Below are 14,362 nucleotides of genomic sequence, written 5' to 3' on the forward strand. Positions count from 1 at the left end.
GCAAGGTAAGGAGGATTTAGTATGACTCAGTACCCCATTGCCCTTGAACTGATCCAACGTTTGCGTAGCCGTGGCGCACAATTGTGGGAGCAGCAGGGCAAACTCAACTACCGTATGCCGCAGGGTGCGGTTTCGCCTGCCGATTTAGAGATGCTCAAAGCGCATAAGGCTGAGGTATTGGCGATCCTGGCGCAGGAGCAGCAGCAAACCGTTCTGATGGCCGACGAGGCCGCGCGTTATGCGTCTTTCCCGTTGAGCCAAGTGCAGGCGGCCTATCTGATGGGGCGGAGTGATGCCTTTGGTTATGGCGGCGTGGCCTGCCATGTCTATCTTGAGGTGAGTTATCCGCCGCTGGAACAGGCAAGAGTCAGTGCCATCTGGAATGAGCTGGTGGTGCGTCACGATATGTTGCGCGCGGTATTTGACCGCAGCGGCGGCAGCCAGCGTATCTTACCCGATGTGCCTGAGCTGACTATCGACTGCGCCAGCAGTGATGCGGCTCACGCCGAGGCGCTGCTGGATGGCGTCAAACAGCAGATGGGGCATCGCCTGTATCAACCGGAGCGGTGGCCGCTGTTCAGTCTGAGTCTTTCACAGCTGCCGGAGCGCAGCGTTCTGCATCTGTCGATGGATTTTTTGATTGCCGACTGGGCGAGCATCTGGCTGCTCCTGGGTGAGTTTGAAGCGCGTTATCAGTACCCGGACCTGCCGCTGCCCACTCTGGAGATTCAGTTCCGCGACTATCTGCTGGCGGAGAGAGGGTTGGATGGATCACCCGCCGCCCAACGCGATCGCATCTGGTGGCAGCAGCGTGTTCCCAAGTTGCCTGCCGCGCCGCAATTGCCGGTGCTGGAGGAGCAGGATAATCGACCTGCGCGCTTCACGCGGCGTTTTCTGCGCCTGCCCACCGAGCGCTGGAGGGCGCTCAAACAGCAGGCAGCGCAGCACGGCATTACCCCCACGGCTGCGGTATTGACGGCTTATGCCAGCGTGCTGCAACGTTGGTCCACCACCGATCACTTTTGCCTCAACCTGACGGTACTCAATCGCCAGGCATTGCATGCACAGGTGGAGCGGCTGGTAGGAGATTTTACCTCCGTCAGCCTGCTGGAGATTGATCAGCGCATCCCGGCGAGTTGGGCGGCGCGCGCCAGCGCCATCAGCCAGCAACTGTACGATGATCTCGACCACCGCCTCTGTTCAGGTGTGGAAGTGATGCGCGAACTGGCACGCGCTAAAGGACGCGATCACGCCCTGATGCCCTATGTGTTTACCAGTGCCATTGGTTTGGTGCCTGCCGATGCCGAAAACGCCCTGCAGGGCAAACTGGATGGGCGCGGCATCACGCAGACGCCACAGGTGTTTATCGACTGTCAGGCGATGGACAGTATCGCAGGGTTGCAGGTCAACTGGGATGTGCGTGACGGCGTGTTCCCGCCGGGGATGATCGACGATTTGTTTGCCAGCTTCGAGACGCTGTTAAATGCCATGGCGCAGCAGGGAGAACTGTGGCAGCAACCGGCACGGATTGCGCTGCCGCACTGGCAAAGTGAGCGGCGTAAGCAGGTGAACCATTCGCAAGCGCCCCTGCCCGAAGGGGGGCTGCATCTGCCGTTCTTTGCCATGGCGCAGCAAACCCCCGATGCGTTGGCTGTGGCGGATACTCAGCAACAACTTACTTATCGCCAATTGGCCGATTCCGCCTTGTGTATCGCCTGGCATTTGCAGCAGCGCGGCATCACTGCGGGTGAATGTGTGGCCATCACGCTGGAAAAAGGCGTAATGCAGGCGCAGGCGGTACTGGGCGCGATGGCGGCAGGTGCAGTGTGGGTGCCGATTGATGTCACCCAGCCGACGCAGCGCCGCCAGCAGATTCTGAAGGATGCCAATATTCGGCTGGTGCTCACCAGCCAGCAGGTGGTGGAATGTGGTGTCAGTGGCGAACGCCGTATTGATATTGATGCGCTGAGCGTCGGCGCATCATTGAGCATACCCCATCACCCGGCCAACCAAGATGCGGCCTATATCATTTATACCTCTGGTTCGACCGGCCAGCCAAAAGGTGTGGTGATAGGGCATCAGGCGGCGCGTAACACCATTGAGGACATTAATCGTCGCTTCGCCGTAAAGGCTAGCGATCGGGTGTTGGCGCTGGCGCAGCTCAGTTTTGATTTAGCCATCTATGACTTGTTTGGCCTGCTGAGCGTCGGCGGGGCAGTGATCTATCCCGCAAATGCGCGTGCGACCGATCCGTCACACTGGCTGGAGCGCATGACAAGTCAGCAGGTGACGCTGTGGAACAGCGTCCCTGCGCTGATGCAGATGCTGGAGAGTGCATTGCAGAGTGCCATGCACCAGCAATTGCCCACCCTGCGGCTGGCCCTGCTCTCGGGGGACTGGATCCCATTAGCCCTGCCGGAAACTTTAGGCCGCCGCCTACCGCAGCTGCAAGTGGTGGCGTTGGGCGGTGCCACCGAAGCCGCCATCTGGTCCAATTATCACCGCTGGCAAGGTCGTGATGCGGCATGGCGCAGCGTGCCGTATGGTGTGCCGCTCAGCAACCAGGGTTTTCGTGTGCTGGACGATAACATGGAAGATTGTCCGGTGTGGCTGCCGGGCAATCTCTACATCAGCGGCGCCGGTCTGGCGCAAGGCTATCTCAACGACGCAGAAAAAACGGCCCGTCATTTTATCCATCATCCCCATGACCAGCAGCGGCTGTATTGGACCGGCGACCGCGCCTGCTATCTGCCCAATGGCGAGCTGGAGTTTCTTGGCCGGGTGGATGAGCAGCTCAAAATCAAAGGGCATCGTATCGAGCCTGGCGAAATTGAAGCGGCTCTTGGTGCCTTGCCAGGCGTGGAGAGCGCTTGTGTGGTGCCGCACGGCGCAGGTAACCAACGTCAACTGCTGGCGCTGGTGACCGCGCAGCCGCAACCTGCAGTGAGCGCTGATTATGCTTGCCTGCGTGATGAGATCGACACCGCGACCGCAGGTCTGACGCAAAACGTCACCGCCGCACAGTTGCAGCAGGCGATGGTTGCCCTTGATGCCGTGGTATTACAGAGCATGCGTGACATGCTGCAACACTACGGTCTCAGCAACGAACTCAGCGAGGCGCAACTGCGTAATACGCCGATCAATGCCCGCTTCGACTGGCTGGTGCGCCGTTGGCAGTCAATGATCGTGCAGGCTGGAAACTTGCCTGATTACAGTTGGCAGCAGGTGGAGGCACTGTGGCAACCGCTGCTCGACGGCCCGGCATTGTTGACTTACATCCGCAGCAATCTTGATAACCTCGCCGGACTGCTGGAGGGGCGTGTTGATGCACAGAAACTGCTGTTCCCGCAGGGTGAATTGACCTGCGTACAGGCGCTGTATCGCGAAAACCTGATGGCGAAATACCTCAACGGTGCGGTCAGCACACTGGTAAGCAAGATTGTGCAGCGGCACAGTGGCGAGCGTCCGCTGCGCATCTTGGAAGTGGGTGCAGGCACCGGCGGCACCACCGCCGATGTGCTGGCGGCTCTGAACGATGGCTCCATAGAATATCACTTCACCGATGTGGCGAGTTTCTTCCTGCCAGAAGCTCGCGCTCGCTACGGCAAACGGGCGGGCCTGCGGTTTGGCCTGCTTGATATCGAGCATGACATTCGTGCGCAGGGCTATCTGCCGGAGAGCTATGACATTGTCCTGGCGGCAGGCGTGCTGGAGAACGTGCGCGATCAACGCCGGGCGCTGGAGAATATCCAATTGCTGACAGCGGCGCAGGGGTGGGTGATCCTGACTGAACCGACGCGCGAATGCCCGTGGATTATGGCCTCTCAGGCCTTCATGATGACGCCGCCGGAAGATGACGCCCGTCAGCAGGACAGCTATCTCGACCCGTTGGGTTGGCAAGTGCTGATGCAATCGGTGAATGCGGATCCTGTGCTGTGTCTGCCGCAGGCGGGCCACGTGCTGCAACAGCAGGGCTTCCATCTGCTAGCGCAGCAGATCAAACGCGACCGCCAGCCGTTGCAGAGTGAAGCGCTGCGTGATGCGCTGCAACACCACCTGCCGCGCCACATGATCCCGGCGCAGCTTCAGTTGGTTGATAGACTGCCGCTGACGGCCAACGGCAAGATCGATCGTAAAACCGCGACAGGCTGGTGGGTTGACGCGGTCGAGCTGCAGGATGCCGTTGCCAATCCGCAGGAGCAAGGCGATGCACTGGAGCAGTTACTCTGCCAGCACTGGGCAGAGGCGCTGGGCATTAGCCACATTGGCCTCGATCAGGATGTGTACAACCTTGGTGCGGATTCGCTGATCATGGCGCGCATGGCAGGCACACTGCGTCAGGTGCTGGCGAGCGAGGCGTGGCAAATGAACGATATCCCGTTTGATGCGCTGCTGCGCCATATGCTGAATGGCCCGACGGTGCGGGCGCTAGCGCATGCCATCCGCAGTCAGCCGCAACAAACAGCGCAGACTGTGGTCACTGAGCAGCCCACCGCACCGCCACAACAGGATGGACGGTCGGCGGGCAGCAATGGCATTCTGATGCCGTTTGGCGGTGGTAATGAAGGGCCTCTGCGCGTGGTGTTTCATGCCGGTCTTGGCACCATGGACTGTTTCCGGCCGATACTGGCCGAGCTGGTAAAAGATCCCCGCGGCCCGGTGATTGGCATCGTTATTGCCGATACAGCGCAATATTGCGCATTACCACCGGAGCAGGCGGTCGAGCTGATGGCGGATGATTACGCTCAGCGCCTGCTGGCGACCGGCCAAAGCCGCTTCCAACTGATTGGCTATTGCCTCGGCGGATTGTTTGCCGTCGAAGTGGCGCGTCGTCTGAGTGAGCAGGGTGCCGAGATTGTCGACCTGGTGTTGATCAGCAGCCATCCGGTGCTGTTCGAGGTGCAGGATCAACTGATGATCGAGTCGCTGTTTATCCCCAATCTGCACATCACGCTGGCGCAGGCCGGTTTTGGTGAGATAGACGGCGATGCGCTGGTGCATGGTTTTATGCAGGTGCTTGAACAGCATCAGGGCCGTATTCCACAAGGTGCCCTGGCACAATTGCCAGGCGATGCCGGGGCATTTTTCCAGCAGATGCAGGCGCTGCCCATTGAGCAGCGTTTCGCACGTTATGTTGCCGGTCTCGCGCAAGTTACGGGCCAGCAGATGCCTGCCGAGATGGCGCTGGGGCTGTTTCTCGTCTTCCGGCAGAGCTTCCATGCGGCACGCTTTACCCCCAGTGCTTATGTGGGGGATATCCGCTTTCTGCGGCCGAGCCAGGGGTCGGGCTTCGCACCGGGCATGGATGACAACACGCTCAACTTCTGGCGTGACGTCTGCCTTGGCGAGTTGCAGGTCACCGCCATTGATGGCAACCACTTCAGTTGCATTGAAACGCCGCACGCGCAGGCAGTGGCACGTCTGATTAGCGAGGGGCTGCGATGAAACTGCTTGGCGAACCCGGAAAGTTAGTCGCGAGCGTGCCCGCAGTGGCGCGCTCACTTAACCTGGCGCTCGTTTTGGGTAGCGCGGCGGGTTTGCTCAACGTCAGCGTGATGGCGTTGCTGGCATGGGCCGTCACGCCGTTACTGCAATCGGCGGTGATACAGCACACATCGCTACTGGCACTGCTGGGTAGCGTGCCGGTGTTGGTACTGGCGTTCTTATTGCGCATACAGGCAGAAGAGCGGGCGCATGAGGCGAGTTACCAACTGGAGGAGGCGCTACGCGAGCGTCTGGTGGATCATCTTGGTCACCTGCCACTTGGCGTAGTGCAGAGTTGGGGCAGCGGGCGGTTATGCAAAATCATCCAGGATGATGTCAAAGCCCTGCATGTCGCGGTGGCGGATGCGGTGCCCTTTATCGGAACCAGTCTGAGCCAACCGCTTGCTGCGCTGCTGTTGCTGACGTTGGTGCAGTGGCGGCTGGCATTGGTGGCACTGCTGCTGTTACCGATTAGCGTTATCTGCATGGCGCTGATGGCGCGACAGGATCCGTTACAGCGCGCCCGCTACAACGAGGCGAGCGAAGCGGTCAATGCCGGGGTCATTGAACTGGTGCAGGGTATGGCGGTAATGCGCACCTTTGATGACGGCAAAGCGGGTTGGCAGCGTTTTAGTTCGCGCCAGCAACAATTTACGGCGGCGGTGGAAGCCTGGATGGCGAGCAGCGAGCTGCCGTGGAAAGTGAACCGCCTGGTGGGGGCCGCCTTGCCGACCGCCGCAGGGCTGATGATTGCGGGCTTTGCGTTGTATCACGCAGAACAGATCACGTTGGCTCAGTGGCTGTTGGCGATGATGGTGGGCACTTTGCCGATTAAGGCACTGGAGCCGTTGGTGCATCTGGCAAACTATCTCAATGACGCTGGCGCGGCCTCTCGTCGTATCGGCGAAGTGCTGGCTCAGCCGGTGTTACCGGAACCCCAACAGCCGCAAGTCCCACAGGGCCACGAACTCAGTCTGAACAATGTCAGTTTCTGCTATCCGGGGCAGCATAGCCCTGCGCTCAGTGAGGTGTCGTTGACGCTCACGCCGGGTACGCGCTGCGCCATTGTGGGGGCGTCGGGGTCGGGGAAATCGACGCTGGCGCGCCTGATCCCGCGCTTTTACGACGTGACTGACGGCAGCATTACGCTCGGTGGCTGCGATATCCGCCAGATGCGCAGTGATGTGCTGTTGCAACAGATGGCGTTGGTGTTGCAGGAGCCGTATCTGATCGGCGGCACGCTGGAGGAGAATCTGCGGCTGGCGTCTCCTGGCGCCAGTGAGGCAGCGTTACAGCGCGTGATGAAGGCAACCGGTGTGACGGAGGTTGCGGCAATGCTGCCGCAGGGATTACAAACGCCGATTAGCGAACGCGGCAGCTCACTGTCGGGCGGCCAACGCCAGCGCGTGACTCTTGCCCGCGCACTGCTGGCTGATGCGCCAATTCTGGTGATGGACGAGGCCACCTCCAGCCTCGATGCCCACAGCGAGTTGCACATTCAACAGGCGTTGGCGCCGGATCGCATTGTGATCACCATCGCCCACCGTTTACAGAACGTGGTGGACGCCGATGTGATTATGGTGATGGATGAAGGCAGGGTGGTCGAACTGGGCAACCATGCTGAACTGCTGAACCTTGACGGGCACTACGCGCGGTTATGGCAACACCATCAACTCGCCAGTCAATGGACGTTACGGCGCGAGGTGATGGCATGATACGCACCTATCACAACATGATTTCGGTCGCGGGCGAATATGCCGCACCATTCCGCCGTACATTGATCTATGCGGTGATCGCAGCTGCTTTGCAGACAGCAGGCTGGATCATCACTTTACCGCTGTTTTCGCTGGTGCTATCGCCGGGCGCGCTACCCGTTAACGACATTGTCAGTTGGTTGATGGTGTTAATCGTTTTGCTCTTGCTTGAGGGCGTGGTGCGCTGGCGCGAAATGGCTTTCGTTTATGACTACTGGCATCGGGTAACGCAAGCGATGCGCTTGCGGTTGGCACAACGCCTGCGAGCTATGCCGCTCGAACGGTTGGCACGCCGTAAAAGTGGCGACCTCGCCACAATCCTTGGCAACAATGTGACCTTTGCCGCGACCGCGCTCTCTTCATTGGCAACACTGGCGATACAGTTGATGGTGGTGCCGGGGGGGCTGTTGCTGCTGATTTTCACGCTCGATTGGCGCTTGGGCGCTCTGCTGCTTGCTGGGTTGGCGCTGGTCGTACCGCTGGTGCTGCGTGTGCGGCGTAATGCCAATCAGGATTTTCAGCGTATTGATGAGGCGGATGCCGCTGCCAGCGCTGCGATTGTCGAGTATGTGCAAGGCCAGGCCATGCTGCGCGCCAGTGGTCGTGCCGGCATTAACGCCCCCTGTTTACGCGAGGTGTTTGCCTGCCAGCATCAGGTGCAGCATCAAACTGGCAGCACCGCGCGGCTACTTGCCAAAGCGCAGTTGATCATGCAACTCACCCTGGTGGCAACGGTGACGCTGGGCATTGGGTTGTGCGTTACGCAACAGCTACCGCTGGCATCGCTACTTTGTCTGATGGTACTGGTAGCGCAACTGGTGGAGCCACTGACGCAGGGTCTTGCCATGGTGCGCTTGTTTGAACTGGCAGACGCGGCTTTGCTGCGCGTCAATGCACTACTCAACGAAGCCGACCAGGTGACGCAATCGCCGCGGCAGCAACCGCAGCATTTTGAGATTGAGTTGCATCAGCTGCGTTTTCATTATCAACAGCAAGAAAAACCGGCGATTGAGGATGTGACGCTGCGCATCGCGGAAAAATCGCTGACCGCCTTGGTGGGGCCTTCAGGCGGCGGTAAAACCACGCTCACCCGATTAATGAGCCGTTATGCCGATCCACAGGGGGGCAGCATCAAGCTTGGCGGTGCAGAGTTACGCCATATTGCACCAGAGCAACTGCTGGCGCAGGTTTCGGTGGTGTTCCAGGATGTGTGGCTGATGGATGATACTCTCGCCAATAACATTGCGCTGGGTAAACCGGATGCCACATTCGAGGAGGTGATCGCCGCTGCACGTAAGGCGTATATCCACCATGTTATCGAGCGTCTGCCGCAGGGCTACGGAACGCTGGCGGGCGAGGCGGGGAGTGCCTTATCGGGCGGCGAGCGGCAGCGGGTGGCCATTGCACGCGCCATTTTGAAAGATGCCCCGGTGGTACTGTTGGATGAACCCACTTCGTCGCTGGACAGTGAATCGGAGTATCAGGTGCAGCAGGCCATCGAGGCGCTGGTGGCGGATAAAACGGTGGTGATTGTCGCCCATCGCCTGTCTACGATCCGCGCTGCCGATCAAATTGCCTTTATCGAACAGGGGCGCTGCGTTGAATGCGGTAATCATGCCAGCTTGATGGCGCGGCAAAACGGGCGCTACCGCGCGTTGGTAAAGGCGCAGCAGCATAGTCGTGAGATTTGACCCCCTCTCTGTCACGGCACCCGCTGTTAATTCGGTTGCCGTTGTTACCCCTATTGCCAGCAGCGATCGGCAAAAAAGAGCAACAACCGATTACCTTGCATGAATTGTTATGTTATAACGTTTCAAATGATTATCATTTAACCTCTACAGGGAGTTTGGACGTTATGCATAACAGGATCCAAAAGAGGTCGTCGCTTAAACTAAGCAGCTTGGCGCTGATGGCAATATTGATGACCGCGCGAGTGAGTGCCGAAGAGATCTTAAACGTGGTCGCCACTGCGCCGGAAAACGGCAATCTGCTTACGACACAGAGCAAAAGCGCAACCAAAACCGATACGCCACTGCTGGAAACGCCTCAATCGGTTTCGGTGATTACGCGCCAACAGATGGATGCACAAAACGTCCGATCTTTAAACGAAGCTTTGCGTTATACGCCAGGTGTGGCGGCCGAGCAGCGAGGGGGCCTGAGCGCGTTTGACCAGTTCTCAATCCGCGGCTTTAACGACGGTTTTACCGGCTTTAACGATCAGTTTCTTGACGGCCTGCGCATGAATAACGGGGTGGTATATGGGTTCCAGCAGGTTGATCCCTTCCTGCTTGAAAACATTAGCGTGGTACGCGGCCCAGCCTCGGTGCTGTATGGCCTTGCCAGCCCCGGTGGCATCATTGCGATGGAGAGCAAATTGCCCACGGCGCAGACTATTCGTCATGTCGAGCTTGAGGCTGGCAATCATCAGTATCAGCGGGGCTCGTTTGATGTGGGCGGCAAGGCCAATGATGATGGAACGATGCTCTACCGTATTGTCGCAACGGCGACAACCCGCGAAGGCCAGGAGCGTGGCACCGAGATGCGGCGCTGGGCGCTGGCTCCGTCCATCACTTTCCTGCCGGATTACTACAATAAAATGACGCTTTATGCGCGTGTGCAAAATGACCCCAAGATGGGGGCGCAAACCGCATTGCCAGTCTCCGGGACAGTGAAATTCAATCCCAATGGCAAACTCTCTACCGACGCTTATCCGGGGGAGCCTGACCACAACCGATTTTCACGTAAACAGGCGGCGGTTGGCTACAGCGCAGACCATTTTTTCAATGATGACTGGTTTGTTACCCTCAATGGACGCTATAGCGAAGAGACATCAAATTATAATGCGGTCATTTTTGCCGGGCTGCAAGATGACCAACGTACGCTAGATCGTGCCATTGCGGCGTCTGACGAGCACTTCAATACGCTCAATCTGGACCATCAATTACATGGGCATTTCACCACCGGTGATGTTGACCATCAATTGTTGCTGGGGATGAGCTGGGATCGTTTCACCGGACATGCCAATTACGCCAGTGGATCGGTGAGTTCGCTAGATATCTACGCTCCAGATTACGGTAAGGCGGTGTATGGCGATCTGCAGGATTACCAAAATACGCGGGTGATGAATAACCAAACCGGGCTGTATGCTCAGGATCAACTGAGTTATCAGCAATGGCGTGCAACCTTTGGTATTCGTCATGACTGGTCAAGCAACCGTACTACTGATTTACTGGGTTACAGCGATGATATTAAACAACGGGATGAGGCCACGACCTGGCGTGCCGGCATCAATTATCTGTTTGAGAATGGGATCGCCCCTTATTTCACCTACGGCCAGTCTTTCCAACCCACTACGTCTGTTGACAGTAGTGGGCATCCTTTCGATCCTTCTCGCGGTGAACTGTATGAGGCTGGGATAAAATTTCAGCCAAAATTGCTCTCCGCGCTGTTCTCCATCGCTGCCTTTAATCTCACGCAAGATAAGGTGTTAACCACCGATCCCAATAATGCTGCCTATTCGGTGCAGGGCGGCAAGATCCGCTCGCGTGGTATCGAGTTGGAAGGTAGAGGAAAAGTGACTGATGAGTTCAGTATCATCGGCGCTATGACCTGGCAGGATGTGCAGTATGTTCAGGACAGCGATCCTGATGTTATTGGCAGAACCCCACTGCGCATCCCAACCCGTTTTGGTTCGCTATGGGTTAATTGGGATGCGCCTCAAACCAGTGTCGTTTCTGGATTAGGCGCAGGTGTTGGCGGGCGCTTCAGTAGTGGCACTAAAGGCGGCACCATGGAAAATCAATTCAATACCGCCGGTTATGGGGTGATGGATGCCAAAGTCCATTATGACCTTGGACATCTGGCGCATCAGCTGCAGGGGGGCAAAGTGCAGGTTACGGTTCACAATCTTACCAATCGCCAGTATGTCACCAGTTGCTTCAGCGAGTCTCAGGGCTGCTTCTATGGTGCTGAGCGCGCGGTGATGGCGAAGCTTAGCTGGGATTTCTAAGTTTCATCTTGCCGTCATCTGGCTTGATCGTTGCTCGATAAAACAGAGGGGGTTTATTGAAATACACGTGACGGGAACCTTGAAACCAGTGTATGCCGAAAGACGCGAGTCAGGCGTTTGGCTGCGATGGTGGTAGCAAAGTAAGGTTATATGGATTATTATTATTTTTGATAATCTTGATAATTTAAGGGGTTGAAATGACTACTCTCCATGATGTGGTTTCTTTCCATACCTTGGTTGGGACACCACAGGAAATCCGGATCCGGCTCGATAGATCCAAGGCTGACCAAGTTATTGTCGTGCCCATAGCGCGTTCGGATGCTCGGCATGCTGACCTGATGGCTCATACTTTGGCGAGTATTGTCTCCTTCATCGATCTGACCTTGCGGGGGCAGAGTGAGCAGACGATTAAAGCGCTGGTTGATGCACTGGTTCCAAAGGTGCCACCCACGCCTAGCTTGCTCAAAGAGGCGGCTATGGTGGCGCGTTCGCGCAATGCCGTATTGGCAAGTGCAGACTGGCTCACCGCTGCTCAGGTCGCCGAATTGGCAGGGCTGAGTGCCAGTAATCCAAGCACTCAACCCAACAAGTGGAAACGCCAGAAGCAGATATTTGCCATCACACATAACGGTGTTGACTACTTCCCTGGCTACGGGCTCGACCCGGATACCGGATACCGGCCACGCAAAGCATTGAAACCTGTTCTGGACGTCTTCGGTGAACATAAAGATGGCTGGGGCCTTGCATATTGGTTCCTCTCGGCCAACAGCTTCTTGGGCGGAAAGCGCCCACAGGATGTGTTGGCTAGCGAACCGGAACGCGTCATTGCTGCTGCTGCGGATGAGATAAAGGAGGTGGCCCATGGCTAAACGCAGGGAAGCGACACCAGAGGAGGATACCTACTCGCAGGAAGCCAATGCCATGATACCCCCGCCGACGAAGCTACATGTTACACCTTGGACGTTGCCCAGTAACAAGGCGTTGCATCGGATCCACCAGGATATATACCAAGGCGATCGGTTCAATCCTGGAGCTAAAGGTAACGCGCGTTTCAGCCCAATAACTGATGCCAAGGGGGCTGCTATTCCGACCCTCTACGCTGCGTACACGTTCGACGCAGCACTGATGGAGTCCGTGTTCCACGACGTATCCCATGCACCTGGATACAAGCACTATGACAAGAACAAACTCAATCAGCAGGTACACTCAACGGTCAAGGTCAGCCAGAGTCTGCTCCTGGTCGATTTAAGCAGCGTAGCGTTACGAAAGTTAGGCGTGCAGCGAAAGCAATTAATCGATACCGAAAAGGATTGTTACCCCAATACGCGCGAGTGGGCGCAGGCTATTCACAGACAGCATCCAGACATACAGGGGTTATCTTGGGTTTCAAGGCAAGACGATTCGGCCAGAGCCGTGATGCTGTTTGGGGATCGAATTCCAGCAGGTACTCTGCAACAGATTGGCGCTTCGAGAAATCTTCTGCAGGATGAGAGGGCCTATGCTGAGCTGTTGGATTTAGCCGAGCGTATTGGTGCCGATATCGTACCGGGGAAATGATCCAAGGGTAGCCAGTTTTCGGCCTAAAGAGGAAGTTTCCGTTGGATGTTGTATTGTTCGAAAAGCAAAAAGCCCGCCTAAGTTTCCTTAAGCGGGCTTCTCTAAATATGGCTCCTCTGACTGGACTCGAACCAGTGACATACGGATTAACAGTCCGCCGTTCTACCGACTGAACTACAGAGGAATCGTGTGAACGGGCGGAATGATAACGGGGTGCCGGGGGGAAGTCAAAGGGGATCACGCATTCTGCGTTTGTTTGCTTACAGAATGCGCAACCCGTTGAGCTTTTGGCAGATTTACCCCATAGATGCCCGCGTTAAGCTCAACCGATAGTGATAATGCCCGACGGTGGCGGTAGAAGAGAAGAAACAGAGCGAGATCACCCCAGTGCCGTAAATGCGGTGATATCGAGATGGCTGTAGGGGATGGACATCGAAGAATCCCCGCCCGGAACCACGAGCGGGGATTAAATTCAGGCTTACTCGTCGGCGAGGACAAACATGCCGAACGGATGGATTTGCAGGAAATAGCTGTCACCCGGCTCGGGCTGCAACTGCGTAGCGTTTACCTGCAGCAGCAGCGACTGATCGTGCCAGTTCACCAGCACTTCATACTGCGGCCCCATATAGGCCACCTTGCTGATGGTGCAACGCTGGCTCGGTTCCCCGTGTTGGCTGAGGGTGATCGCCTCCGGGCGCACGCCCACGGTACATTGCTGCAAACCAGCAGCAAAGCCTTGTGGGCGTGGCACCGCGTAGCCAAAGATCTCTACGCCGCTGCTGGTCACCTTGGCCGGGAAGATGTTGGCATCCCCCATAAATCCGGCCATAAAGCGCGATGCCGGATAGCGGTACAGCGTCTGCGGTGCGCCAATCTGCATGATTTCCCCTTTGTTCATCACCAGCACGGTGTCGGAAACCGCAAAGGCTTCGCTCTGATCGTGGGTGACATAGAGTGAGGTGATGTTGAACTGCTGCTGCAACTCGCGGATCTTCTCGCGCATGCTGCGGCGCAGGTTGGCATCCAGGTTACTCAGCGGTTCATCGAACAGCAGCACCTTGGGTTTGAGGATCAGCGCTCGTGCCAGGGCGACGCGTTGCTGCTGGCCGCCTGAAATCTGATCGACATAGCGCTCTTCAAAACCCTCCAGATCGACCAGCATCAGAGCTTCACGGACCCGATCGCGGATCTCCGCCTTGGGCCTTCCCAGCATTTTCAGGCCATAGCCGATGTTATCCCCCAGCGACATATGAGGGAACAGCGCGTAGGACTGGAACACCATACAGATGTCCCGCTGCTGAATGGAGCGATCGGTCACGTCTTCGCCATCGATAAAGATCTGCCCGCCACTGGGTTTTTCCAGCCCGGCGACCAGGCGCAGGACCGTGGTTTTACCGCAGCCGGAAGGGCCAAGCAGCGTCACCATATCCCCACGGGGGATCGCCAGGCTCAGGTTTTCAATCACGGTGTTGTTGCCAAACCGCTTGGCGACGTTTTTCAGTTCAACAAAGTGCTTCTTATCTTGAATGTCAGACATGTTGTTCATCCTTCTCCGCCG

General features: G+C 57.3%; 7 protein-coding genes and 1 tRNA gene. 6 read left to right on the forward strand and 2 right to left on the reverse strand.

The window, feature by feature from the left end; translation table 11 throughout:
* Window positions 1–21: 21 nt before the first annotated feature.
* The 6 genes from ACX9GU_RS09700 to ACX9GU_RS09725 all read left to right on the forward strand — a co-directional run bounded on the left by ACX9GU_RS09700 (window position 22) and on the right by ACX9GU_RS09725 (window position 12,804).
* Window positions 22–5,445: a non-ribosomal peptide synthetase gene (locus tag ACX9GU_RS09700; protein ID WP_473194604.1), complete on the forward strand. Its 5,424-nt coding sequence runs from the start codon at window positions 22–24 to the stop codon at window positions 5,443–5,445.
* Complete coding sequence (locus tag ACX9GU_RS09705; protein WP_473194605.1) at window positions 5,442–7,199, forward strand: ABC transporter ATP-binding protein; 1,758 nt, start codon at window positions 5,442–5,444, stop codon at window positions 7,197–7,199. The genes ACX9GU_RS09700 and ACX9GU_RS09705 overlap by 4 nt, the downstream gene beginning before the upstream one ends.
* Window positions 7,196–8,929: an ABC transporter ATP-binding protein gene (locus ACX9GU_RS09710; RefSeq protein WP_473194606.1), complete on the forward strand. Its 1,734-nt coding sequence runs from the start codon at window positions 7,196–7,198 to the stop codon at window positions 8,927–8,929. The genes ACX9GU_RS09705 and ACX9GU_RS09710 overlap by 4 nt, the downstream gene beginning before the upstream one ends.
* Window positions 8,930–9,147: 218 nt before the next feature.
* Window positions 9,148–11,247: a TonB-dependent siderophore receptor gene (locus tag ACX9GU_RS09715; protein WP_473194607.1), complete on the forward strand. Its 2,100-nt coding sequence runs from the start codon at window positions 9,148–9,150 to the stop codon at window positions 11,245–11,247.
* A gap of 338 nt (window positions 11,248–11,585) precedes the next feature.
* Window positions 11,586–12,116 carry a hypothetical protein gene (locus tag ACX9GU_RS09720; protein ID WP_473194608.1) on the forward strand — a complete coding sequence of 177 codons (531 nt, stop codon included), beginning with the start codon at window positions 11,586–11,588 and terminating at the stop codon, window positions 12,114–12,116.
* Window positions 12,109–12,804: an RES family NAD+ phosphorylase gene (locus ACX9GU_RS09725; protein ID WP_473194609.1), complete on the forward strand. Its 696-nt coding sequence runs from the start codon at window positions 12,109–12,111 to the stop codon at window positions 12,802–12,804. Before ACX9GU_RS09720 ends, ACX9GU_RS09725 begins: the two co-directional genes overlap by 8 nt.
* A 108-nt stretch (window positions 12,805–12,912) precedes the next feature.
* On the opposite strand, the gene ACX9GU_RS09730 is transcribed toward ACX9GU_RS09725, so the two are convergent.
* Together ACX9GU_RS09730 and fbpC are read right to left on the reverse strand one after the other, a co-directional pair.
* Window positions 12,913–12,988: transfer RNA gene (locus tag ACX9GU_RS09730), tRNA-Asn, on the reverse strand.
* 294 nt (window positions 12,989–13,282) lie between these two features.
* A complete protein-coding gene (gene fbpC / locus ACX9GU_RS09735) occupies window positions 13,283–14,341 on the reverse strand; it encodes a ferric ABC transporter ATP-binding protein (RefSeq protein WP_039995816.1) in 1,059 nt (352 codons plus the stop codon).
* Window positions 14,342–14,362 lie beyond the last annotated feature (21 nt).

It is taken from the genome of Serratia sp. K1WW1 (genome assembly GCF_055790865.1).

What these genes read in the sequence shown, in the direction of transcription:
- ACX9GU_RS09700 (WP_473194604.1), top strand. Translation starts at nt 22, where the DNA reads ATGACTCAGTACCCCATTGCCCTTGAACTGATCCAACGTTTGCGTAGC.
- ACX9GU_RS09705 (WP_473194605.1), top strand. Translation starts at nt 5,442, where the DNA reads ATGAAACTGCTTGGCGAACCCGGAAAGTTAGTCGCGAGCGTGCCCGCA.
- ACX9GU_RS09710 (WP_473194606.1), top strand. Translation starts at nt 7,196, where the DNA reads ATGATACGCACCTATCACAACATGATTTCGGTCGCGGGCGAATATGCC.
- ACX9GU_RS09715 (WP_473194607.1), top strand. Translation starts at nt 9,148, where the DNA reads ATGGCAATATTGATGACCGCGCGAGTGAGTGCCGAAGAGATCTTAAAC.
- ACX9GU_RS09720 (WP_473194608.1), top strand. Translation starts at nt 11,586, where the DNA reads ATGGCTCATACTTTGGCGAGTATTGTCTCCTTCATCGATCTGACCTTG.
- ACX9GU_RS09725 (WP_473194609.1), top strand. Translation starts at nt 12,109, where the DNA reads ATGGCTAAACGCAGGGAAGCGACACCAGAGGAGGATACCTACTCGCAG.
- fbpC (WP_039995816.1), bottom strand. Translation starts at nt 14,341, where the DNA reads ATGTCTGACATTCAAGATAAGAAGCACTTTGTTGAACTGAAAAACGTC.